This window comes from Ignavibacteriota bacterium (assembly GCA_016212665.1).
Lineage (GTDB): Bacteria > Bacteroidota > Ignavibacteria > UBA10030 > SZUA-254 > FW602-bin19.
Genome location: JACREZ010000034.1, coordinates 169912 through 191606, shown reverse-complemented (window position 1 = coordinate 191606; position 21695 = coordinate 169912). Strand labels below are relative to the sequence as shown.

The 21695-nt window shown below is 44.5% G+C and carries 22 protein-coding genes; 15 read left to right on the top strand and 7 right to left on the bottom strand.

Going from position 1 to position 21695, the window contains the following annotated elements; all coding sequences use genetic code 11:
- The 7 genes from HY960_12780 to HY960_12750 form a co-directional block, all read left to right on the top strand.
- On the top strand, positions 1 to 346 hold a 346-nt coding region (locus HY960_12780; GenBank protein MBI5216619.1), incomplete at its 5' end, for a hypothetical protein.
- A gap of 69 nt (positions 347 to 415) precedes the next feature.
- The gene (locus HY960_12775) at positions 416 to 1033 is read left to right on the top strand and encodes a hypothetical protein (GenBank protein MBI5216618.1); all 618 of its coding nucleotides are present in this window, start codon (positions 416 to 418) and stop codon (positions 1031 to 1033) included.
- Positions 1034 to 1236: 203 nt separating this feature from the next.
- Positions 1237 to 1560, top strand: coding sequence for a hypothetical protein (locus HY960_12770; GenBank protein MBI5216617.1), 324 nt, complete (start codon positions 1237 to 1239; stop codon positions 1558 to 1560).
- Between the two features lie 190 nt (positions 1561 to 1750).
- Entirely contained in the window at positions 1751 to 2428 is a 678-nt protein-coding gene (locus tag HY960_12765) for a hypothetical protein (GenBank protein MBI5216616.1), read from the top strand.
- Positions 2429 to 2438: 10 nt separating this feature from the next.
- Positions 2439 to 2753 carry a hypothetical protein gene (locus HY960_12760; protein MBI5216615.1) on the top strand — a complete coding sequence of 105 codons (315 nt, stop codon included), beginning with the start codon at positions 2439 to 2441 and terminating at the stop codon, positions 2751 to 2753.
- 100 nt (positions 2754 to 2853) lie between these two features.
- Positions 2854 to 3399, top strand: coding sequence for a hypothetical protein (locus HY960_12755; GenBank protein ID MBI5216614.1), 546 nt, complete (start codon positions 2854 to 2856; stop codon positions 3397 to 3399).
- A gap of 150 nt (positions 3400 to 3549) precedes the next feature.
- Positions 3550 to 4740, top strand: a complete 1191-nt coding sequence (locus tag HY960_12750) for a PAS domain S-box protein (protein ID MBI5216613.1) — start codon at positions 3550 to 3552, stop codon at positions 4738 to 4740.
- 7 nt (positions 4741 to 4747) lie between these two features.
- Here HY960_12750 and pyrB read toward each other — a convergent pair whose 3' ends face one another.
- The 4 genes from pyrB to HY960_12730 all read right to left on the bottom strand — a co-directional run bounded on the left by pyrB (position 4748) and on the right by HY960_12730 (position 9012).
- Positions 4748 to 5674 (bottom strand): aspartate carbamoyltransferase, encoded by a 927-nt coding sequence (gene pyrB, locus HY960_12745; protein MBI5216612.1) that lies wholly within the window; start codon positions 5672 to 5674, stop codon positions 4748 to 4750.
- Positions 5671 to 6615, bottom strand: a complete 945-nt coding sequence (gene arcC, locus HY960_12740) for a carbamate kinase (GenBank protein ID MBI5216611.1) — start codon at positions 6613 to 6615, stop codon at positions 5671 to 5673. The genes pyrB and arcC overlap by 4 nt, the downstream gene beginning before the upstream one ends.
- Position 6616: 1 nt before the next feature.
- On the bottom strand, positions 6617 to 7537 hold the full coding sequence (gene argF / locus HY960_12735; GenBank protein ID MBI5216610.1) for an ornithine carbamoyltransferase: 921 nt from the start codon (positions 7535 to 7537) through the stop codon (positions 6617 to 6619).
- A gap of 146 nt (positions 7538 to 7683) precedes the next feature.
- On the bottom strand, positions 7684 to 9012 hold the full coding sequence (locus tag HY960_12730; protein ID MBI5216609.1) for a GTPase: 1329 nt from the start codon (positions 9010 to 9012) through the stop codon (positions 7684 to 7686).
- Between the two features lie 249 nt (positions 9013 to 9261).
- Here HY960_12730 and HY960_12725 point away from each other — a divergent pair, with 249 nt between their 5' ends.
- From HY960_12725 to HY960_12710, 4 genes are all read left to right on the top strand, one after another.
- Positions 9262 to 9906: a TetR/AcrR family transcriptional regulator gene (locus tag HY960_12725; GenBank protein MBI5216608.1), complete on the top strand. Its 645-nt coding sequence runs from the start codon at positions 9262 to 9264 to the stop codon at positions 9904 to 9906.
- Positions 9903 to 11252: a TolC family protein gene (locus HY960_12720; protein MBI5216607.1), complete on the top strand. Its 1350-nt coding sequence runs from the start codon at positions 9903 to 9905 to the stop codon at positions 11250 to 11252. The genes HY960_12725 and HY960_12720 overlap by 4 nt, the downstream gene beginning before the upstream one ends.
- 122 nt (positions 11253 to 11374) lie before the next feature.
- Positions 11375 to 12463 carry an efflux RND transporter periplasmic adaptor subunit gene (locus tag HY960_12715; GenBank protein ID MBI5216606.1) on the top strand — a complete coding sequence of 363 codons (1089 nt, stop codon included), beginning with the start codon at positions 11375 to 11377 and terminating at the stop codon, positions 12461 to 12463.
- Between the two features lie 19 nt (positions 12464 to 12482).
- On the top strand, positions 12483 to 15659 hold the full coding sequence (locus HY960_12710) for an efflux RND transporter permease subunit (protein MBI5216605.1): 3177 nt from the start codon (positions 12483 to 12485) through the stop codon (positions 15657 to 15659).
- A gap of 303 nt (positions 15660 to 15962) precedes the next feature.
- Here HY960_12710 and HY960_12705 read toward each other — a convergent pair whose 3' ends face one another.
- Positions 15963 to 19343: a T9SS type A sorting domain-containing protein gene (locus HY960_12705; GenBank protein MBI5216604.1), complete on the bottom strand. Its 3381-nt coding sequence runs from the start codon at positions 19341 to 19343 to the stop codon at positions 15963 to 15965.
- A gap of 277 nt (positions 19344 to 19620) precedes the next feature.
- Here HY960_12705 and HY960_12700 point away from each other — a divergent pair, with 277 nt between their 5' ends.
- The 4 genes from HY960_12700 to HY960_12685 all read left to right on the top strand — a co-directional run bounded on the left by HY960_12700 (position 19621) and on the right by HY960_12685 (position 20913).
- Complete coding sequence (locus HY960_12700) at positions 19621 to 19869, top strand: hypothetical protein (protein MBI5216603.1); 249 nt, start codon at positions 19621 to 19623, stop codon at positions 19867 to 19869.
- A complete protein-coding gene (locus HY960_12695; protein ID MBI5216602.1) occupies positions 19866 to 20111 on the top strand; it encodes a hypothetical protein in 246 nt (81 codons plus the stop codon). Before HY960_12700 ends, HY960_12695 begins: the two co-directional genes overlap by 4 nt.
- 221 nt (positions 20112 to 20332) lie before the next feature.
- Entirely contained in the window at positions 20333 to 20569 is a 237-nt protein-coding gene (locus HY960_12690) for a type II toxin-antitoxin system Phd/YefM family antitoxin (protein ID MBI5216601.1), read from the top strand.
- The gene (locus tag HY960_12685) at positions 20566 to 20913 is read left to right on the top strand and encodes a type II toxin-antitoxin system VapC family toxin (protein MBI5216600.1); all 348 of its coding nucleotides are present in this window, start codon (positions 20566 to 20568) and stop codon (positions 20911 to 20913) included. Before HY960_12690 ends, HY960_12685 begins: the two co-directional genes overlap by 4 nt.
- Positions 20914 to 21161: 248 nt before the next feature.
- Here the strand turns inward: HY960_12685 and HY960_12680 are convergent, their stop codons facing one another.
- Together HY960_12680 and HY960_12675 are read right to left on the bottom strand one after the other, a co-directional pair.
- Positions 21162 to 21368, bottom strand: coding sequence for a type II toxin-antitoxin system HicA family toxin (locus HY960_12680; protein ID MBI5216599.1), 207 nt, complete (start codon positions 21366 to 21368; stop codon positions 21162 to 21164).
- Positions 21365 to 21568, bottom strand: a complete 204-nt coding sequence (locus tag HY960_12675) for a type II toxin-antitoxin system HicB family antitoxin (GenBank protein ID MBI5216598.1) — start codon at positions 21566 to 21568, stop codon at positions 21365 to 21367. Before HY960_12675 ends, HY960_12680 begins: the two co-directional genes overlap by 4 nt.
- Positions 21569 to 21695 lie beyond the last annotated feature (127 nt).

Below are 21695 nucleotides of genomic sequence, written 5' to 3'. Positions count from 1 at the left end.
TGCACTTGTCCCGGAACAGTTTGCACTTGTCCCGGAACAGTTTGCACTTGTCCCGGAACAGTTTGCACTTGTCCCGGAACAGTTTGCACTTGTCCCGGAACGGTTTGCACTTGTCTCGGAACGGTTTGTACTTATGCAGGAACAGTTTGCACCGCGCGGGAACGGTTTGCACTTGTCCCGGAACAGTTTGCACTTGCACGGAAAGGTTTGCACACAAGACGGAACTGTTTGTATCGGTTCTGTTCCTATCGAAACGTATGCAAAGAGTATCATAAAAAAGAACATGATGAAAAGAAAATACAATGAAGTTCTCGGTACTCAGTACCGGGTACTCAACACACAGTAGTAAGTGTCTAAAATCTAAAATCAACATCTTAATTCATTTATCAAACATTAATAACAGAAAGAATAATTTATGGGTAATTTTTTGCCTCGAGCCGAATCATTGTTTTTGCAGTGGTTGGAAAATTTTATCACAAAGATTGCTACCTATGCAGCGACATTCGGTCTCTCCGGTAGTCAGGTGGACCAATTTACAACCGACAGGGATTCGGTAAAAAGTAATTTGGCTGACGTTGATAGTCTCAAGAAAACATTACAGTCGAAAGTAAAAACAAAAGACGAGGTCGTTGCCACGGCGCGTAAGCACGCATTAGACCTTGCTGTCATTCTCAAACGTCATACTTCGTACACGGAAGCGATAGGCGAGGATTTAGGAATCGTTGCGCCCGATGATTCAGGGCAAGGTTCGCTCGATACGGCAAAGCCGCGATTCTGGGCGACGGTTCTTGTCGAGATGGTGCTGTTGGATTGGCTGAAGGAAAAATCCGACGGTCAGGTGTTCTACTCGAAGCGCGGAACCGAAACCGAGTATAAAAAACTGGATAGGGATTTCCGCTCGCCGATGGAGGACAAGAGACCGAATCTTGTCCCCGGCGTGCCTGAAACGCGTTGGTACAAAAGCCGCTTCCTGAAAGATGACAAAGAAGTAGGATTGTGGTCGGATGAAGTATCTGTTATCGTGAACATCTGAGATTGAGAGATAACGGACGAGAGCGGCGGGGATGTATGTGGTTAGGGCTCTGCGCGGCGATGCTGTGTCGGGGGTCTTGTGGATCCACGGTTCACTGCCGGGCAAAACCCGCCGCTCTCTCGTCTGTGTGGAACAACAATAAGTATAAGGTAAAGTAACTTTTTTTAATTCATTATTTATTCATTAGTTATAGGAGTAATCCAATGGAAGCACCTAAATACGATGGTCATGAAGACCATGCTATCACACTCGACGCCGCGACGAGTTTTACACGTAACTTTCGCGCACAACCGAAAGCTCCAACTGTCAATGGTGGATATTTCAGCAAAGATGGTATCAATAAAATACTCGAGCAAGATGGTTGTATCGGCATACGGATGTATTATGGACTTAATAATGACGGTGAATCATGTCTCGTCCTTGTTGGTGTAGATACGACCGGTGAAGATCTCTATAACGGATCGTTGGCAGAGATATTTTTTCCCTGCCCTCCGTATTGTCCACAAACCAGTCCCTTAAAAGGTTAAGGATAGTTCTTTGCTCATCATGAAACTTCGTTTGTCTGCGGCAGAAACGGGAACACCATTCTTTCTGCCCAGGCAAACGATGATGCTATGTTGACAGTATGTGTACATCGAATAGTGGTACATCGTTGTTTTGTTCTTGTGAAAAGATTATGCAATTTCCAGTTGATCATTGTACCCTCTTGGAAAGACCATGAATATTTATATAACACTTGCTTTTACCGGAATTGCTCTCATCGGGTTTATTGTGGTTTATGGAGCAATCAAGTATCGGACATTCAGGAAGGATGTGAAGTTTTTGTACTGGTATTTCGTCTATGATTTCGCGACTTCCATAGGAAGCGTATTGCTTGCTTATCAGCAAACAAACAATCATTGGATTGCACAACTTCAAATACCGGTTTTTTATAGTTGGTTTGTTCTTGTATTGGCGGGCTGGATACGCAATGCCGGATACAGCAAATCCATGAAGTACTCCATTCTCCCTCTTCTGGTGATGTGGGGAATTGTCTCTCTCGTCAATCCGGATGTATGGATTACGTATGATATTATTTCCTTTCCGATTGCGTTCATTTTCATAATCGTTTTTGCTCTGCTTGTAATTTTTGAGACGATGAAGGATAGTACGACTCTGCTGCTAGTACAACCGGAGTTTTGGATTAGTACAGGATTAATTCTTTATTCCATCTGTACGTTAACATCATTATTGTTTGCAAGACAATTACTTCTTGTTTCTGTTGATACACTGATGTTGGTATGGATGATACGTAACGTTATCTCTATCATTGCCTATTTGAGTTTTACAATAGGACTGTTCCGGGGAAGGGATTCAAACTACGGCTCACCGCCGAAAAAGACTGATGGAACATAAGGAACGCTATATGGCATTCATAGGTGAAGAAAATCATGCAATCAATCTTGATGATGCAGAACGATTGACGGCAAATTTCCGCGATAGCGGAGTGAAACCCGATATCAAAGGCGGGTTCTTCGGTCGCAAGGCAATTGAAGAAATTTTGGCTCAACAAGATTGTGTCGGCATTCGTGTATATTTCGCACAACAAGATGACGGAAGTCCAACATTCGTTCTTGTCGGCGCTGATGCCAATGAGAACGACATGGAGAACGGACTTCTCGCTGAAGAGGGCAGACCTTGTCCTCCCTATTGCGGGACCCCAAGCCGATTAAATAGCTGAGATAACCTTGCAACTGTACACTGTTCACTTCCTTTCAGAAATCCTTATTGCTGCCGTTGGAGCAATTCGGTTCCATCGGGTCCGGAAAGAGTTGAGGGTTATGGCTCTCTACATGGTTGTAGATTTTTTCGCAAGTCTCATTCAATGGATTCTTGCAGAGTATAAACTTAACAATCTCTGGACAATGCATTATTATCTTCCGTTGCAATATGGATTTACTGTCTGGGTGCTTTCGAGCTGGCTACGTACGACGGAACAACGTGTCGCGCGATATTCCATTCCAGTTTTTACCAGCATCTGGCTGATTGTATTTGTTACAATTGAAGAAGTGACACGGCTCAGCGTGGTGAATAAACCGGTGGAAAGCGCGCTTCTTGTGTTCCTTTCTATGTATGTAATTTTTTTCTTGAACAAAGAAGCGCGTATTCCATTACTATCCCATCCTGGGTTTCTCTTTAGTTCCCTCACGCTTGTGTATTTTATTGGTGTTATGATGCTATTTCTTTTGGGAAATAATATTTTAACCGTTTCAACGGAAGTACTTGGTCAAGCCTGGATGATTCAAAGCATTGTCGGAATAATGAAAAATGTTGGTTACAGTGTGGCATTAGTTGTTCCCGCTTCTACGAAAGAGACTTCGGTATAGAATGAATAGACATCATTCATTAGATGGGAGCGGGTACTACGGTCGCAAGGCGATTGAAGAAATTTTGGCTCAACAAAATTGTAATGTATGTGTGGAACATTCAATCAAATATTAAATTAATTATTTAGGAATTACTTTTGGGGGTTTATTATGCAAACAACAATAACAGAATTTTGGTGGATATTTTCGATAGCGACTTCCGTGTATCTTACGCTCGCCATCGGATTTATTTCCGTAACGATGTACAGTCAGAAACGATTCATCAAATCTCAGGAAGAAAAATACAAACTCCTCCGGGAGAATGAAGAACGGTTTCGTGCGATGGTGGAATATTCTCCCGTCCCGACGGCGGTCCTCATTGGCAATGTATTTATGTATGTGAACAAGGCGGTGGTCGAAGTTCTCGGTACATCGTTCATGAACGACGTGCTGGGGAAATCGGTGTTGGATTTCGTTGAAGAGAAATCCCGCGAACATGCCGTGACATCACTATCGAGATTTACCGGGAAACAGTTGCCGCTCGAAACAACGGAACTGAAAATGAAACGGCTCGATGAAAAAATCATTGACACGGAAATATCGAGCATCCCGATTTTGTATAGCGACGTCCCGGCGGCGCTTCTCATTATTCACGATATAACCAAAACAAAAGAGGCGGAGGCGCAACTCAAGGATATCTCCCGCAAGATTATTGATGCACAGGAGGCGGAACGCATGAGGTTTTCCCGCGAACTCCACGACGGTGTAAACCAGACCCTCTTTATCGTAAAAGGGCATGTCGAAACGGTGGAACGGAAAACGCTTCCCTTAGTCAATAATGGCATCAAAAACCTCTCTCACATCCTTGACCCCCTGAGAGATGCAATGAAAGAGATACAAAGAATTTCCCGTAACCTGCGCCCCAGTTCGCTGGATGATTTCGGACTCGGCGCGGCAGTCCGTAGTAAAGTGGAAGATTTCTGTACACGAACACAGATGCGCGCTCATCTTACCGGATTACCTTCTCACCGGTTGGCTCCTGAAATCGAACTTGCGCTGTTCCGTATTACTCAGGAAGCGTTCAACAATATTGAAAAGCATTCGTATGCGACCAATATCTATGTCAATTACGAAGAAACAGATTCAACCATTATCCTGACAGTTTCCGATGACGGAGTCGGAATAAACATGGAACGGCTCGCGGCGCAATTATCCACCTCGGGCGTAGGTATGACCACAATGAAAGAACGGGCAAAACTTATTGGCGGCAGTTTTGCCTTCAGTTCAGCGGTCGGGAAAGGGACAACAATCGTCGTTCAGACGCCGAAACGTTACCCTGTTGAAGAGCCGGAAGAATTGTAGAACGCGTTTACCGTTCCCACAACGAAACAAGTAACGCCATCCGGATTAACACGCCGTTCCGTGTTTGACGGAAGTACGCGGCGCGCGGGTCTGCATCAACTTTTGTATCAATCTCACTAAGACGCGGCAACGGGTGCAATACAAGTCCGTTTGGGCGAAGAAGGTTCATCATTTCTTCATTGATGAAAAACGATGAAGCAATTTCCCGGTTGATTTTCTCATGCTGGTCAAGCACTTCCTGTTCGATGCGCGTAACGTAGAGAACATCCACTTCCGGCAGAACCTTCTTCAAATCCGATTCGAGGGTGAACCAACAGTTGTGCCGCGCGAGATAATCGAGAATATCCTGTTTCATTTGCAACGCAGGTGGCGCAACAAAGTACAACTTCACCCGCTCGAACTTTCCTAAGAGATACGCAAGCGAACGAACCGTTCTTCCGTCCGCAAGGTTACCGACCATTGCGACTTTCACTCCATCAATCGTTTTCACTTCTTTTTGAATTGTATATAAATCGAGCAATGCCTGAGTCGGGTGCTGACCGCCTTTTCCATCACCCGCATTGATAACGGGAACGGAAGAAACTTCTGCCGCACGTTTCGCTCCGCCAATTTCATTCGAGCGGAGAACAATGACATCGGAATAATTCCCGACGACACGAACGGTATCTTCAAGCGATTCACCGAGCATGACGGAAGAAAACTCTTGTGCGCGTTCGGTCGAGATGACACTGCCGCCGAGACGAAGCATCGCGCTCTCGAACGAGAACCGCGTCCGCGTTGACGGCTCATAAAACAGCGATGCCATGATTTTGTTTTGATAATCTTTCGTCCCTCCGCGGTTGACAATTCGTTCCATGTCATCCGCGAGATTAAACAACTCAAGGAGTTTCGGGAGTGTAAATTGCTGTGCTTCGTACACGTGTTGTAGTTTCATTGTTCTCTCACAATTCTGGTTCCTGCATTTCCATCAACCGCGGCAACGAGATGTTCCGGGTCGGTGATGATGGCGTCGTCGCCGCCTGATTCGATAAATTCAACAGCCGCTTCAATCTTTGGCTTCATGCTTCCTTCTGCAAAATGTCCGTCGGCGAGATGTTGTTTCGCTTCCGTCACCGTCATCAGTTTGATTGCCTGTTGATTCGGTTTCTTGAAATTCAAATACACCTGCTCAACTTCTGTCGAAATTAAAAATCGTTTCAACTTTAACAACGAAGCGAGCAGAGCGGACGCGCGGTCTTTATCAATCACCGCTTCTTTGCCGGTAATTTGTCCGTCTTCGCTGATGACCGGAATTCCTCCGCCGCCACATGCAATAACTAAGATTCCGTTATCAACGCAGGTGCGGATTGCTTCAAGTTCGATAATGCCGCGCGGCTTGGGCGAAGGAACAACGCGGCGGTACCCGCGTGCCGCATCTTCCACGATATTCCAACCGAGTTCTTTCTCTTTTTTATCTGCAATTTCTTTTGAATAGAAAGGACCGATTGGTTTCGTCGGTCTCTGAAATGCCGGGTCGTTTTTATCAACCATCACCTGCGTAACTATTGTTGCAACGGGGAGATTGATACCACGTTCACGCAGATTTGATTGCAAACTGTTCTGCATGATGTAGCCGATTTCTCCCTGCGTCATCGCATCGCACATATCGAGCGGGAGCGAATACGTTTGCGCCGAGCCGGCTTCCGAACGAAGCAACTGCGCGCCGACCTGCGGACCGTTTCCGTGCGTTACCACGAGATGATACCCGCGCGCCGCAAGTTCTGCAATACCTGCGGCGGCGAGATGCGCGTTGGCAAATTGTTCGGGAATCGTTCCTTTCTGCCCGGCGCGGATAAGCGAGTTACCGCCGACAGCAATACACAACGATTGAGACACGCTACACTCCGTGCATCAGTGTATGCAGGATTGCTTTCTGCGTGTGCAGACGGTTTTCCGCTTCATCAAAAATGCGGGCTTGCTTTCCGTCCATCACTTCGTCGGTCACTTCTTCGCCGCGGTGCGCGGGGAGACAGTGCATGAAGATTGCCGAATCTTTCGCGAGGTTCATCAACTTTCCGTTCACCTGAAACTCTTTGAAAATCTTTGCACGCTCATCCTTCTCGGATTCCTGTCCCATGCTCGCCCACACATCGGTATACACGACGTCGGATTTTTTCACGCCCTCTTTCGGGTTGTTCACAACTTCGATTTTCGCGCCGGATGCTTTTGCAAACTTCTGCGCTTTCTTTACGACTTCCTTGTTTGGTTCGTATCCCTTCGGTGTTGCGGCGGTGAAGTTCATTCCAAGTTTTGCCGCAAGAAGCATGAGTGAATGGCAAACGTTGTTCCCGTCTCCGACAAACGTCAGTTTGTGTCCGGACACTTCTCCGAAATTTTCGACGATGGTGAGGAAATCGCCCATCGCCTGACACGGATGTTCCATATCATCAAGCGCGTTCACGACCGGGCACCACATGTGTTTTCCGAGTTGGACACAGTTACTGTGTGCGTACGTGCGGATGACGAGTCCGTCAACCCAACGTTCCAAGTTTTTCGCAACGTCATAGATTGATTCGCGCTTCCCGAGATTGATTCCTTGCTGACTGAGATAAATGGAATGTCCGCCAAGTTGGTAGATGCCGACATCAAACGTAACGTGCGTGCGGAGCGATTGCTTTTCAAAAATCATCGCGACCGATTTGCCTTTGAGCGAGTCACTGTAATTTGCCGGATACTCTTTCATCTTCAATGAAAGAAGAAGCAAGTGCCACAGTTCGTCCGGCGACCAATCTGCGATGCTGATAAAATCTTTGTTCATGGTGTTCCTTTTCTTTTAGTAGTACCGTCATTCCGAATCCCCTGATTTATCAGGGGTGAGGAATCTCTCACTTGAACTGAAAGAGATTCCTCACCCACTCTACGAGCCGTTGGCTGAAGTGGGATTCGTAATGACATGTTGTGTTGTTATTTTGAATGTTTCTGTAAAAAATCCGTCAGAATTTCGTTCAAGTCCGGTTTGGCAATTTCATCCAACTCGTACGTGACGCGCACCGACGGCTTGTTAATCTTGATGATTCTGCGCAGGTCAATCGGCGTGCCGATGATGACTGAGTCGCAATCTACCCGATTGATAGTATCTTCCAAATCCTGGATTTGCTTTCCGCCGTAACCCATTGCAGGCAACAGAGTTCCGATGTACGGGTATTTTTTAAAAGTATCCGCAATCGAGTTGACAACCCACGGACGCGGGTCAATGACAGCCGAAGCGCCAAACTTGCTTGCGGCAATAATTCCGGCGCCGTATTTCATTTCACCGTGTGTAAGTGTGGGACCATCTTCGACAACCAACACACGTTTACCACGAATGACACTCTCGTCATCAACAGTAATCGGAGATGCGCCTTCAATCACGATTGCATCGGGATTGACTTCGCGGATGTTCTTCCGAACGATGTCAATATTTTCCCTCGTTGCCGAATCAATTTTATTGATAACGATAACATCAGCAAGGCGAATGTTTGCCGCACCGGGATAATACGAAATTTCATGTCCAGGGCGATGCGGGTCAGCAACGGTAATTGTCAAATCCGGTTTATAGAACGACATGTCATTGTTGCCTCCATCCCACACAATCACGTCGGCTTCTTTCTCCGCTTCACGAACAATCTTTTCATAATCAACGCCGGAGTAAATAACACCGCCGTTGACAATATGCGGTTCGTACTCTTCCATTTCTTCGACGGTACAATCGTACTTCACCAAATCATCAAGCGTTGCAAACCGCTCAACGACCTGCTTCATCAAATCGCCGTACGGCATCGGGTGGCGGATCGCGACAACGCGCTTTCCTTTCTCTCGAAGAATTTTACATACTTTCCGCGATGTCTGACTTTTTCCTGAACCCGTTCTCACCGCAACAACAGCGATGACAGGGACTTTGCTTTTAATCATTGTCGGTCGCGCGCCAAGCACTTTGAAATCTGCGCCTGCCGCCATCACCTGTGATGCTTTATCCATGACATATTGGTGCGCAACATCGGAGTAGGCGAACACAACTTCATCTGCCTGAAAGTCGGTAATCAATTTGTTCAAATCAGATTCGGGGTAAATAGGGATGCCGTTCGGATATAATCGTCCGGCAAGTTCGGCGGGATATTTTCTTCCGTCAATATTCGGAATTTGGGTTGCAGTAAAAGCCACCACATCATACAGTTCGTTATCACGAAATACTGTATTGAAATTGTGAAAGTCTCTCCCTGCGGCGCCCATGATAATAATTTTTTTCCTTAGCATACATTTTCTTTAGTAGTTTTCGGATTCCATCAGCGTGGATTTTGCTCAAGGAGCAATGCTGTGGGGTAATTTTGGAGTGTCAAAATAACCATTGCCCCTCTAATAGGCAAAGAAAGAGCAAAGTCGAGAATCAAAAAAAAATTTTGTAACGATTGAAACTTCTGTATATTGGAAACCGTAGAAACCGTTAGAGTTTCCAAATCAAACATCAAAACAGCCAATACGATTTATATTTAAGGATTTTATTAAATGCCGATAGATGACGCCACGCGAGAGCGGATAATACAGATTGCTCGAGACCATTTCTTCCGGCTCGGATTCAGCAAGGTAACGATGAGTGAAATTGCGACCGAGTTGGGAATGAGCAAAAAAACTCTCTACGAGTATTTTCCGAGCAAAGAAGAATTGCTTTCGGAAGTGATTAACGCCGTGCAGAACGATGTCAGTTCAAAAATTGATACCATCATTGCCGATGAGTCGTTAGACTTCGTGGAAAAGTTGAGACTACTTTTTTCTCACGGAGCGGAGTTTCATTCGCGCTTCAGCAAACATTTCTTTATTGATATTCAAAAGAACGCGCCGCAAATATGGAAGTGCTGTGATTCCTTCCGTATGGAGCGGATGAGGAAGAATGTAGAAAAACTTGTTCGCGAAGGAGTGAAGAAAGGATATTTCCGAAAAGATGTGAACGAGCATGTCGTCGTTATGATGCACACGCTCTCCGTTCAGAATCTTATGACACCCGAAGTGCTTGCAGAACTTCCCGTGACGATGAATCAACTCTTCGAGACGATCGTCAAAGTGATTTTTGAAGGAATCCTCACAGAAAAAGCCCGGGCGCTTCAAATGGAAAAAGTTTTACCATCACAAAAAGAAAAGGAACTTGTATCATGAAACAGAACATTGCAACGCTCTTTATTTTTTCTTTCACATTTCTCTTCTTTATCCAACAACTTTCCGCACAGCAGGCGGCAACGCTTTCGCTTGAGCAAAGTATTTCGTTGGGATTGGAAAACAGCAAATCGCTCCATTCATCGTTGATGAAAGTGCAGGCGGCAACGGCAAAATCAAGCGAGACAAATGCTTCGCGGTTGCCGCAATTGAAGTTCGGCGGAACATATACTCGGTTGAGTGAAATTCCCTCAGCGGAACTTACCGTTCCGTATCTTCCCGCGCCGAACAACAAGTTTGTCATTTCGCCTTCGATATTTGATAACTATAATTTGAAACTGACGCTTCAACAGCCAATCTTTATCGGCTTCAAAATTGAAAGCGGCGCGGAGATGGCAGAGTATAACGCGTATGCAATCGAGCAGGATTATCAAAAAGATAAAACAGAACTCATCTACAATATTAAGAGCGCGTACTGGAATTTGTTCAAAGCAAAGCAATTCAAAAAAGTCATTGATGAAAACATCGCGCAAGTTCAATCGCATTTGAAGGATGTTGAGAACATGATGAATCAGGGATTGGCGACGAACAATGACGTGCTGAAAGTTCAGGTGCAACTCTCCAATGTGCAGTTGATGCAACTCGAAGCCGCAAACGGTGTACAGTTGGCGACGCTCAATTTGAATTATTTGATTGGAAAACCCTTGAATTCGGAGATAGAGTTAAGTTCCTCACCTTCTCCCGGGAAACAACAGGCAAAGGAATTCGACTTGGAGAAACTCACCGAGCGTGCGTTTGCTTCCCGTTCAGAACTCAAAGGAATGGAGTATCGAATCAAAGCGAGCGAAGCGGCAGTAACGTTTGCGCGGGCGAATTGGTATCCGCAAATATTTCTTGTCGGAAATTATAACTACGCGCGCCCGAACCAACGCATTTTCCCGACGGTGGATGAATTCAGAGATACGTGGGATGCGAGCATTGCCGTATCGTTTGATGTCTGGAACTGGGGACAGACAAGCAATCAATCACAACAGGCGCAGGCGCAACTTCAACAGGCGCAGGATGGAATGTCGCAGTTGCGGGATGGCATTACGATGGAAGTAACATCGAACTATCTCAACCTGAAAAAAGCAGGCGAGAGTATCGGACTTGCAGAGAAAGGCGTGAAGCAGGCAGAAGAAAATTATCGCATCACGAACGATAAGTTCAAAGCGGGTATCACCTCCAATTCCGATTTGCTCGATGCGGAAGTTGCGTTGCTTCAGGCAAAAACAAATTATACAAATTCACTTGTTGACCATGAACTCGCCCTCGCACGGTTACAAAAATCTGTTGGTGAGACGAAATAACAAACACAACACACTGTCATTCCGACACATGTCGGAATCTATCCTCAAAGAGAACGGATGCCGAAACAAGTTCGGCATGACGGATAAAGAAATTTTTTTGAACACATAACACCGGAACCATCATGAAAAAAATTAAAGCAATTATTATCTCAGTTATTGTCCTTGCAGTTATCGTTGCAATTCTTATCAACAACAAAATAAATATGGCGGCGAAAACGCAGGTGGAAAATTACACAGAAACACCTGTCGTGGTTGTTTCTCCCGTCAAACAAAAATTGAGCGATTCGTTCTCGCTCGTCGGAACAACACAAGCGAATAACGATGTCGCCATCGCTTCGGAGACGCAGGGAAAAGTAAAAGAAGTGTATGTCAACGTCGGCGACCATGTGCAGGCGGGAAGCGTTCTCATCAAAGTTGATGATGAACTGAAGCAGGCAAACTTTGGGGCGGCGGAAGTGAATTATCAAAAAGCAAAACGGGACTTGGAGCGATTCGAATCGCTCCGGAAAGATAACAGCGTTACCGATGCGCAAATCGAACAGGCGCGACTCGGATTCAAAGCGGCGGAGGCGCAATACACGGTTGCGCGAAGGCAGTTGAGCGATACGAAAATCAGTTCACCGATTTCCGGCATCGTCACCAATCGAGCGCCGGATATCGGGACGATGATTCAACCCGGGATGATTGTCGCAAACGTGATTGATATTTCACGGCTGAAAGTGAAAGTGAGTGTTTCGGAAAAAGATGTCTTTCGATTAAAAACGGGCGATTCCGTTCAGGCATCAACCGATATTTATCCCGGTGTACAGTTCACCGGCACAATCAAATCCATCAGTTCGAAAGGGGATGAGAGCCACACGTATCCTGTCGAGATTACCCTGCCGAACTCATCAACACATCCGTTGAAGGCGGGAATGTTCGTGCGTGTTCAGTTCACATCCGGAACAGAACGAACGGCAATGACAATCCCGCGTGATGCGCTGGTCGGGACAATGAAAAAACCGCAAGTGTTCATCGTTGAAAATAATGTAGCGGTGCTTCGGGATGTTGTCATCGGAAGTGAGTCAGCAAACTCTGTGGAAGTGCTGAGCGGATTGAACGGTGATGAACTTCTTGTTACGAGCGGAAAGTTCAACTTAAAGGATAGTTCAAAAGTTAGCATCGCGAAGTCCCAAGGGGGCGGCTCGTCAAACGAATCAGAAAATAACTAAGCAGTTCAAGGTACAAGTTATGACGTTAACCGAATTATCAATCAAACGTCCGACACTCATCGTCGTCATCTTTGCGGCGCTGACGGTGTTGGGATTGTTCAGTTACAATCAACTAAAATATGAATTAATTCCGCGCGTGACGCCGCCGTGGGTAACTATTGTCACCGTCTATCCGGGCGCGTCGCCGAGCGAGGTAGAAGCTTCAGTGACAAAGATTATCGAAGATGCGGTCTCCGGCATTGACAAGGTTGGAACCGTGTATGCGACTTCTTCCGAAGGCGTGTCGTTTGTCTCCATCGAGTTTTCGATGACAGCAAACATCAACGTTGCTCTTCAGGATGCACAAAGAAAAGTCAGCGAGGTTGCTTCGCGGCTTCCTTCAACCGTGAAAACACCGACCGTAACCAAGTTCGCGCTTGATGAACTACCGGTGCTTCGCATGGGCGCAACGGCAAATATCGAGTCGAGAGAATTTTATCAAATATTAAAAGATAAAGTACAACCGCGCATCGCGAAACTTGCAGGCATCGGACAAATCACGCTCGTCGGCGGCGATGAGCGTGAAATCAAAGTAAACATCGACGCGCAGAAACTCCGCTCGTACGGACTTTCGCTCATGCAGGTAACGCAACTCATCAAAACATCGAACATGGATTTCCCGACAGGAAAAATCAATGATGCGGATGAACAGTTTGTTGTTCGACTCGCGGGAAAATTCCAATCGCTTGCAGAAATCAAACGACTTGTCATCGGTCATTCAAGAGATGGGGGCGAAATTCATCTCAGCGATGTTGCCGAAATTGAAGACGGGCGGAAAGATTATGCAACACTCAGTCGCATTAACGGCGTCAGTTCGGTCGGGGTCATGGTGCAAAAGCAATCCGACGCGAACACGGTGGACGTTAGCAAATTAGTTCGCGCAGAACTTCCGAACATCGAAGCGGACTACAAAGACATTAATCTCAAGTTCGACATTGCGCAGGATGGTTCGCTCTTTACCATCGACGCGGCGAACGCAGTGAAGGAAGACCTCGCTCTTGCAATACTCTTTGTTGCGCTCGTGATGCTTGCGTTCCTGCACAGCATCCGCAACTCGCTCATCGTGCTGGTTGCTATTCCCTCTTCGATTGTCGCGACGTTCATCGGCATGTACCTGTTTAATATGACATTGAACATCATGACCTTGCTTGGTCTTTCGCTCGTCATCGGAATTTTGGTTGATGATTCCATCGTTGTATTGGAAAATATCTACCGGCATCTTGAAAAAGGAGACGAGCGGCGGATAGCCGCGCTGAGAGGAAGAAACGAAATCGGGTTTGCAGCGCTTTCGATTACGCTGGTGGACGTGGTCGTCTTCGTGCCGATTACGTTGGTCTCCGGTTTGGTCGGAAATATCTTGCGTGAGTTTGCGCTCGTCGTTGTCATCTCGACGCTGATGAGTCTGTTTGTCTCATTCACGGTAACCCCGCTTCTCGCTTCACGGTTTGCAAAGTTAGAGCGTCTGACGAAAGATACAATTCTCGGCAAGTTCGCATTATGGTTTGAACGGATGTACCACAAATTCGCTGAACAGTACATTCACATTTTGAAATGGAGTTTGAATCACAAATGGAAAGTCGTTCTATCCACGACTGCGTTGATGATTGCTTCACTCGCGCTTGTTCCGCTCGGATTTGTCGGAAGTGAATTTATGACTGTTGCCGACCGGGGCGAGTTTGCGGTAACAATCGAAGTTCCATCCGGCTCGACAGTTCAGCACACGAACCATGTTACGCAGGAAGTGGAAAAAATCATTTCGGAGTTTCCCGAAGTTTCGAAAATGTTTGTCAATGTCGGCGTTTCGTCGGAAGGATTGATTGGACAATCATCCAACAATGTTTCCGAGTTGAACATTGCGCTCGTTCCGAAATCCGAACGAACAAAATCAACTGACGAATTGATTGTTGAAATCAAAAAGAAAGTGCGTGAACTTCCCGGTGTGAAAGTGCGTGTCAATCCGATTGGAATTTTCGGCGTTGCCAATCAAACACCCATCGCGTTGATTGTCAGCGGACCGAATTATGATGAGGTTCGCATTTCAGCGGAGAAAGTGATGAAGGTTGTGCGAACCGTTCCCGGAACCGCCGATGTTCGTCTCTCCTCGGAAGAAGGAAAACCGGAACATCGCATTCTCCTTGACCGTGAAAAAATGTCGAACCTCGGATTGACGCTCGGCGAAATCGGAGTGACACTTCGCATCGCGTTCAGCGGCGATGATGAATCAAAATTCCGCGAAGGTTCGACCGAGCATCCGATTCGCATCGTGCTTGACCAATTCGACCGCTCGAAAATTTCGGACATCGAAAATCTTTCCTTCAAAAATAATAAAGGACAGCAAATCGAACTGAAGCAGTTTGCCACCATCCTCCGCTCAACCGGACCTACGAAGTTGCAACGGCAGAACAGAAACTATTCGGTCACCGTGTTTTCACAAGCAGTCGGCCGCCCGATAGGGACAATTACCGATGACATTAAAAAAGCATTGACCGCGGTTGAACTTCCGCACGGAGTTGCAATTCTTTATCAAGGGGACGAGAAAAATCGAGCCGAGGGATTTGTCAGTTTATTTCTCGCTCTTGCGGCGGCGATTTTGTTTGTCTATATGATTATGGTCGCGTTGTACGATTCATATATCTATCCGTTCGTCGTGTTGTTTTCGATTCCCGTTGCGATGATTGGGGCGATACTCGCGCTTGCGCTGACAATGAAATCGCTCAGCATTTTTTCGATGCTCGGAGTAATTATGTTGATTGGGCTTGTCGCGAAGAATGCAATTCTTCTTGTTGACAGAACATCGCAAATGCAGAAAGACCATGGCATGTCCGCAGAGGATGCGTTGGTCGATGCGGGACAAACCCGCTTGCGTCCGATTCTGATGACAACCGCTTCGATGATTGTCGGTATGTCGCCGATTGCATTCAGCATGAGCCCGGGTTCCGAATGGAAATCTGGTCTCGCGTGGGCGTTGATTGGCGGACTCACCAGTTCGCTTTTGCTGACACTCGTGCTTGTTCCGGTTGTCTATATTAAAGTGGATGAATGGAGAGTGACATTTCCTGCATTCATTCGACGGCTATTCCGCAAGCAAGTCAGACAGGAAACGAGCGAAGCAATGCCTGAACTTACGCCGGTGGTAGAGTTCAGCGAAAGCAAGTAACAGAGAATAGAAACGAAAACTCCGACTTCCAAGATAGAAGTCGGAGTTTTTTTATTGTTACTCGGATTTCAGCTCATAAAGAAACGTCACTTCACCAAAAGGAGTTTCTTCGTTTCGACAAAATTTCCTGCTTGCAATCGGTAGAATACATTCTACTTTCAATCAAAAAAAGTGCCGCCCGTTTCTTCCCTAAAAAACGAACGGCACTTTTTCCAGCTATTTGTTACCGGTTGATGATTATCCGGTTGACTTCATCTTCAATCCACTAAATTCACCACTCACGACTAACCACTCACCAAGTAACTATTTCACCAAAAGGAGTTTCTTCGTCTCGACAAAATTTCCTGCCGTAAGGCGATAGAAATATATTCCGCTTTCAATGTTCGAAGCGTCCCACTCGATTGATTTATATCCGGCATCCTGTGTTTGATGGACGAGCGTGGCAACTTCCTGTCCAAGCACATCATAAATTTTCAGTGTAACATCACTTTTCACTTTTAACTGATAACTTATAACTGTCACCGGGTTGAACGGATTGGGATAGTTCTGTGCAAGTGCAAATTCACTTGGGACTGTTGAATTCTTAGAATTCACTTCTCCGTCCGGCGGCGATGGCGGCAGTTCGTTGGTAGGAACGATAGTAATTTTGTTGACTGCCGACATCGTGGCTGATGAGGAGAGAATCAGCGTGCCGCTTTGATTGACTTTTACCCAACATGCTTTTCCAGGCTCAATGGTTGCACTTGAAAAATATCCGGCATTGTAACCAAAGAATTGAGATGTAACGATACCGGCAGGTTCACTTGAAATCGTTGATACTGAAACAGAGGATGAAATCGAACCAATCATATTCCATCCAGCATTTACATCAAATCTACCTGTTTGATTCTCTGTGCCCGAATACGTGACACCTTGTGGCTCTGCAAATTTTACCCAGTATCCTTCTCCGTTTTTCAATGTGTCACGAGTTTCATATCCTCGTTGATATGCAAAGGCATTTGAAATTGCCGTCGGATATATTGTAGTTTTCCTGAAATCGGATGAACCAATAGGAACAGAAACCATATTCCAATCTTTCGCGACATTTATAAACACGTTCGCGTCCCGTATAGTTATGGAGGCGGCGTTGGGTACGGTTTCCTCTTCATTCCATTGTAGATTGTCAATGGAAACTACTGTTTCAGTAAAAGATGGATTCTTTGTAAACACAAGTGTTGCAAATACTCCTACCTGTCCATCCGGCAAGGAATTAGCTCCGGCAAACGTAATTCTTCCTGATTCAACTTTGATGGGAATTTCAAAACCATTTAACTGCTCCGACCAAAGAACATACATGAATGATAAATCATCAGGATTGTATGTTATATTTCCTTCGAACGAAAGAATATTACTTCCACCTGAAAGATTTAACGGTATTTCAATTCTGTTACCTTCTGTTTTTATGTTCGACATGGTAATTGTTCCGCTTGCGCGAAGTGTCCCGAACGCGGTAGTATCGTACGGTAAACTCGTTATTCTTCCAACCCTATACATGAGAATCACAGACGCATCAAGAGCAGTTATCGAATCGTGCAGTGTAACATCGGCGTTTGCGATTTGTTGACACGTTAAAACAGAATCGTACACCAAATGCTTTAAGATAGCAGAGGCATCAACAGCGTAAACATTTCCATCTAAATCCACATCACCATACACGGGACGTGCTTTGATAGTAACGCTTCCGTTTGCCTTTGTGGCAGAATCGTTTCCTGTGTTAAAGAACGCCTGTTTGAAAGTTATCGGATAACTTGTGCAAATTGAGCCGGTAAGTTTGAACTTAACCCAGAGCAACGTTCCGTCGCCGGAAATATTCTTTGCTCCTGCCGTTGCAATGTTTAACGATGTATCTGTCTCAAATACCTGAACCGACCACCCTGAATCTCCGACAAAACTCGATGCCGTCTCGATACCGATGAATTCCAATCCTGCCTGATAATCGCCTAACTTAAACTCGGCAGAACTATACGATTTGCATGAAGGGATTGAAATATTGACCGGAACGAATACTGTATCGTTTACGGTATCTACTATTGATGGAATTATAAAATTGGAAGTATAGCCATAACAATCTTCATGATAGAGGTTAGAGATTTCAGATGCAGATAAAGCACGATTGTAGATGCGGATGTCATCGAGAACACCTTCGGTATAGTCACTATATTGTGGGACCATTCTCCCGATAGTGATTTTGTGTAAATTATTTTCTGTTACAAGAATTGATGGGCAAAGATTTTTTTGATCTTGTAAAACACCATTGACATAAAATTTTAATATTTGATTATCTACTACCATAGAAAGATGATACCAAATATCTATTGATGGAGATGTAGTGCTCCAAAGTGGACAATTACCAGGAACGTTCCACATATCAGCAAAGAATTTTTGTTCGGAAGCTCTATACTGTAAAGTATAAGATTCAGGTTCGTCTCCATCACCGCGATCGACAATAAATGTTTGATCGTGAGCTAATGAAGATAGTTTAACCCATGCACATACTGAATAAAATTGTGTATTTACATCAAAATTTAATACTCCATTTGGATCCTGAATTTCAATGTATTGGTTTGTACCATTGAAAGAAAAGGCTGAATTGGAATTGTTAAATCTATTATTGCTCAATAAGGGATTATTAAAAAGTTGTCCATTAAACCCATTTCCACTTTCATCATTTGCATTGTTGTTGAATGGATAGTAGGCAACCAGATCGGGAGTATAACATTCAACACTACTTAAAAATGGTGTAGATTGACTTCCACCTCCAATTACAAAAATATTATTGTTCAACGTCGTGATACCAAATGAGTTTCTGGTTGTCTGAAGTGAATCACCGACTGACCATGAATTTGTGAGTGGATCATAAATTTCAGTTACATTTGTATAATTTGAATTATTTGTACCACCAACAACATAAATCTTATTACCAAGGACTGTTGCACCAAGCCGCTGTCTTGCTGTGGGCATTGGTAATCCACTTGACCAGCTATCAGTCGAAGGATCGTATATTTGTACATCGTTATAAATAACTGTCCCGGGAACCCCCTTTCCCCCGAAAACATACACCTTGTTGTTGTACACTGCAACAGCATGAACACCTGTTGGTTGTGGTAAACTCGTTTTGGTTGTCCATGGACTTCCACCGACTGTATCGGCTACAGGATTATACTCTTCGACCGTGGCTAACGAAGTTCCAGATTGATTTTCACCTCCAATTACATAAATTTTGTTATTGACCACACCACCTGCAACACCGCCTCTCGCTGTTGGCATAGAAGTTTTTGAAGTCCATGTGTTGGTAGATGGGTCATACAACTCAACACTTGTTATAGGGTTACTACCATTATGCCCACCAATAGCATAGATTTTTCCATCTACAACGGATAATGCAAAATCATAACGGGTATTTTGCAACTGTTGCTTTATTGTCCAAGTATCGGTTGAAGGGTCATATTCTTCCGTCCTCCGATGATTCCACGGGTTGCTTGCCAATCCACCACCTATTGCATAAATTTTTCCATTGACCACAACTGCAGAAAGATTTCTTCTCCCTTCTGCAATGGAAGATTTATAAGTCCATGAGCCAAGTACACCTGCGGAACATTCAAAAAGGAATGATAAAAATAAAAATGTTGTAAATAATCTTTTCATTGTAACACCTATGTTTATGAATAAAAGAAGTAGTTTTTCTTCTATCATCCTTACAGGTGGGTGGTTCTGCTAAATTTTCATTTAGATTTTTTTTGAATATACCGGAATGTGCCACGCACTTGCGCTTCAAGATTCGATAAGATTGAAAAGATTTGTACGATTTTGTAGGAAAAGTGCGTGGCACATACCTTCGCAAGGTTATTCCACGGGATCGGATTATGAATAGCTTTGCTTTGTATTTGTAATCGTGCGGATGTATATTTACCAAGAATTTATTATGGCAACTCGTTTCGAAAATGAGAAAAAATTCAATCATTGGATTGACCATGAAGATGGGACAAGAACGTATTGGTTCGACGTACAAGGCAAAGCGGGATGGTTTGCCCGATATGTAAAAAAGGTGAGTAAAGAAGAAATCACCTTTTCTTTTCATCAAGAAATTTATGATGATTCAGGAATTCTTGTTGAACGCCACGAGAAATACCCGATCGACAAAGGACATCAACAATTAAAAGATGAATTATGATTACTAATAGCATCGTAGCAAATAAACTTCAGCAATATTTTAATCAGATTGTTTCGCGGGAAGAACTCATTTCGTGGTGCGAGAACATGGTGCAAGAGGAAACATTTGACCGGAACCAAACACAGGAAATCGTTGCGCGTATCGGGCTAATGGATGCACAGAATTTCGAAGTCAGTTTCGAGGAACTGATGGAATTATTACATGCTCTCGGGTACAAAATGAAAGTGGAGTTGGTGCATTGAAATGAAATGCCATACACTCAACTTCTCGGCAGGAATGCGGGCTTTACAAAAAGTACTCTAATGTCATTCCCGTGCCAACGGGAATCCAAGAGACAGTGTGGTCTTGACGTGACTGATTGGATTCCCACTTGCGTGGGAACGACACGTTGACTCACACTATTTGGCATCTTGATTCTTTCTGCGTTAATTATTACATTAACGTATCAAATTCAGGTATTACTATGACTATAGCATTAGAAGAATTTTATTCGAACGTTCAACAGTATATCGAATCAGTGTTGAAGGGTGAAAATCTCGTCATTGCACAAAAAGACCAGCCGGCTATCCGGATGGAACCAATTGAGCATGAAATCAATCAGCCACGCCCGTACGGACTGGCAAAAGGGAAAATTTTTATAGCAGATGATTTTGATGACCCGCTTCCTGATTATATTCTTGATGAATTTGAAGGCAAATGAAGTTTCTTCTTGATACTGCAATTTTTATTTGGTACATAACCGAAGATGAAAAGTTATCACAAAAGCACAGAGAAATAATCCGTGATTCCCGTAATAGTGTTTACCTGAGCGCTGTTTCAATTTGGGAAGCAATTGTGAAACAGCAGACCGGGAAACTTACTCTCATCGAACCTGCATACGAGTATCCTATTGAGATGCGTCAACAACATCAGATTCTTCCTCTCCCTCTGACTGAACAGCAGATTCGAGAACTTCCTCTGTTACCATCAATCCATCGCGACCCGTTTGATAGAATGTTAACGTGTCAGTTCGCAAAAGATAAACCTAACCTTGCGGTTTACTAATCCCGTAGGTTTACGACTCGTAGAGGATGCTATATTTATAGAAAAACAACAGAACAAAATCTACAACTCCGTAGGAGTGAAATAATTTCTATGTCACTCCTACGGAGTTTTTTTTCTCGGTCTATCTTTTCTATAAATATTTCACCCTCTACGAGTCGTAGACCAACGGGGTGAAGAGTTTCAAGTTTTTCGGTGAAGAAAAAGTGCGTGGCATGTACAACAACCTTACGAAGGTTAATCCATCCGGATTAAATGTCACTCTCCTTCAATCCAGCAAGAGCAAGAAGATGTCTCTGCAATCCTTTTTTCAATGGAGTATTTCCATGTATCGGGATAGAAATTCTGAATTTACTTCCCGTCTTCCCGAAGATATGGTGACTGCCGTGTACCCGCAGTAATTCCCACCCATGATGTTCGAGGATTGATGCAAGTTCTTTCCCCGATAGTTGTCTCATACTGCAATTTCTACAATTCTCTCATTTCCCGTAAGAGTTGGTTGGTCAATATCTACCAACAAACATCCTTCCACCGCTTCATAAATATTTTGAAGAAGTTCTTCGAATGATTCTCCCTGGGTGGCACAACCGGGGATGGATGGGACTTCTGCCCAGAAGCCGCCTTCTTCTGCTTCGTGAATAATGACTTTCAATTTCATAACTTGATTAAATTTGTGTTGTCTTAATGTAATAACTCTTGATGAGAAATTCAATCACGAAAAAATGAACGTGCCACGCACTTGCTCTTCAAGATTCGATGAGATTGAAAAGATTAGTACAGTTTTG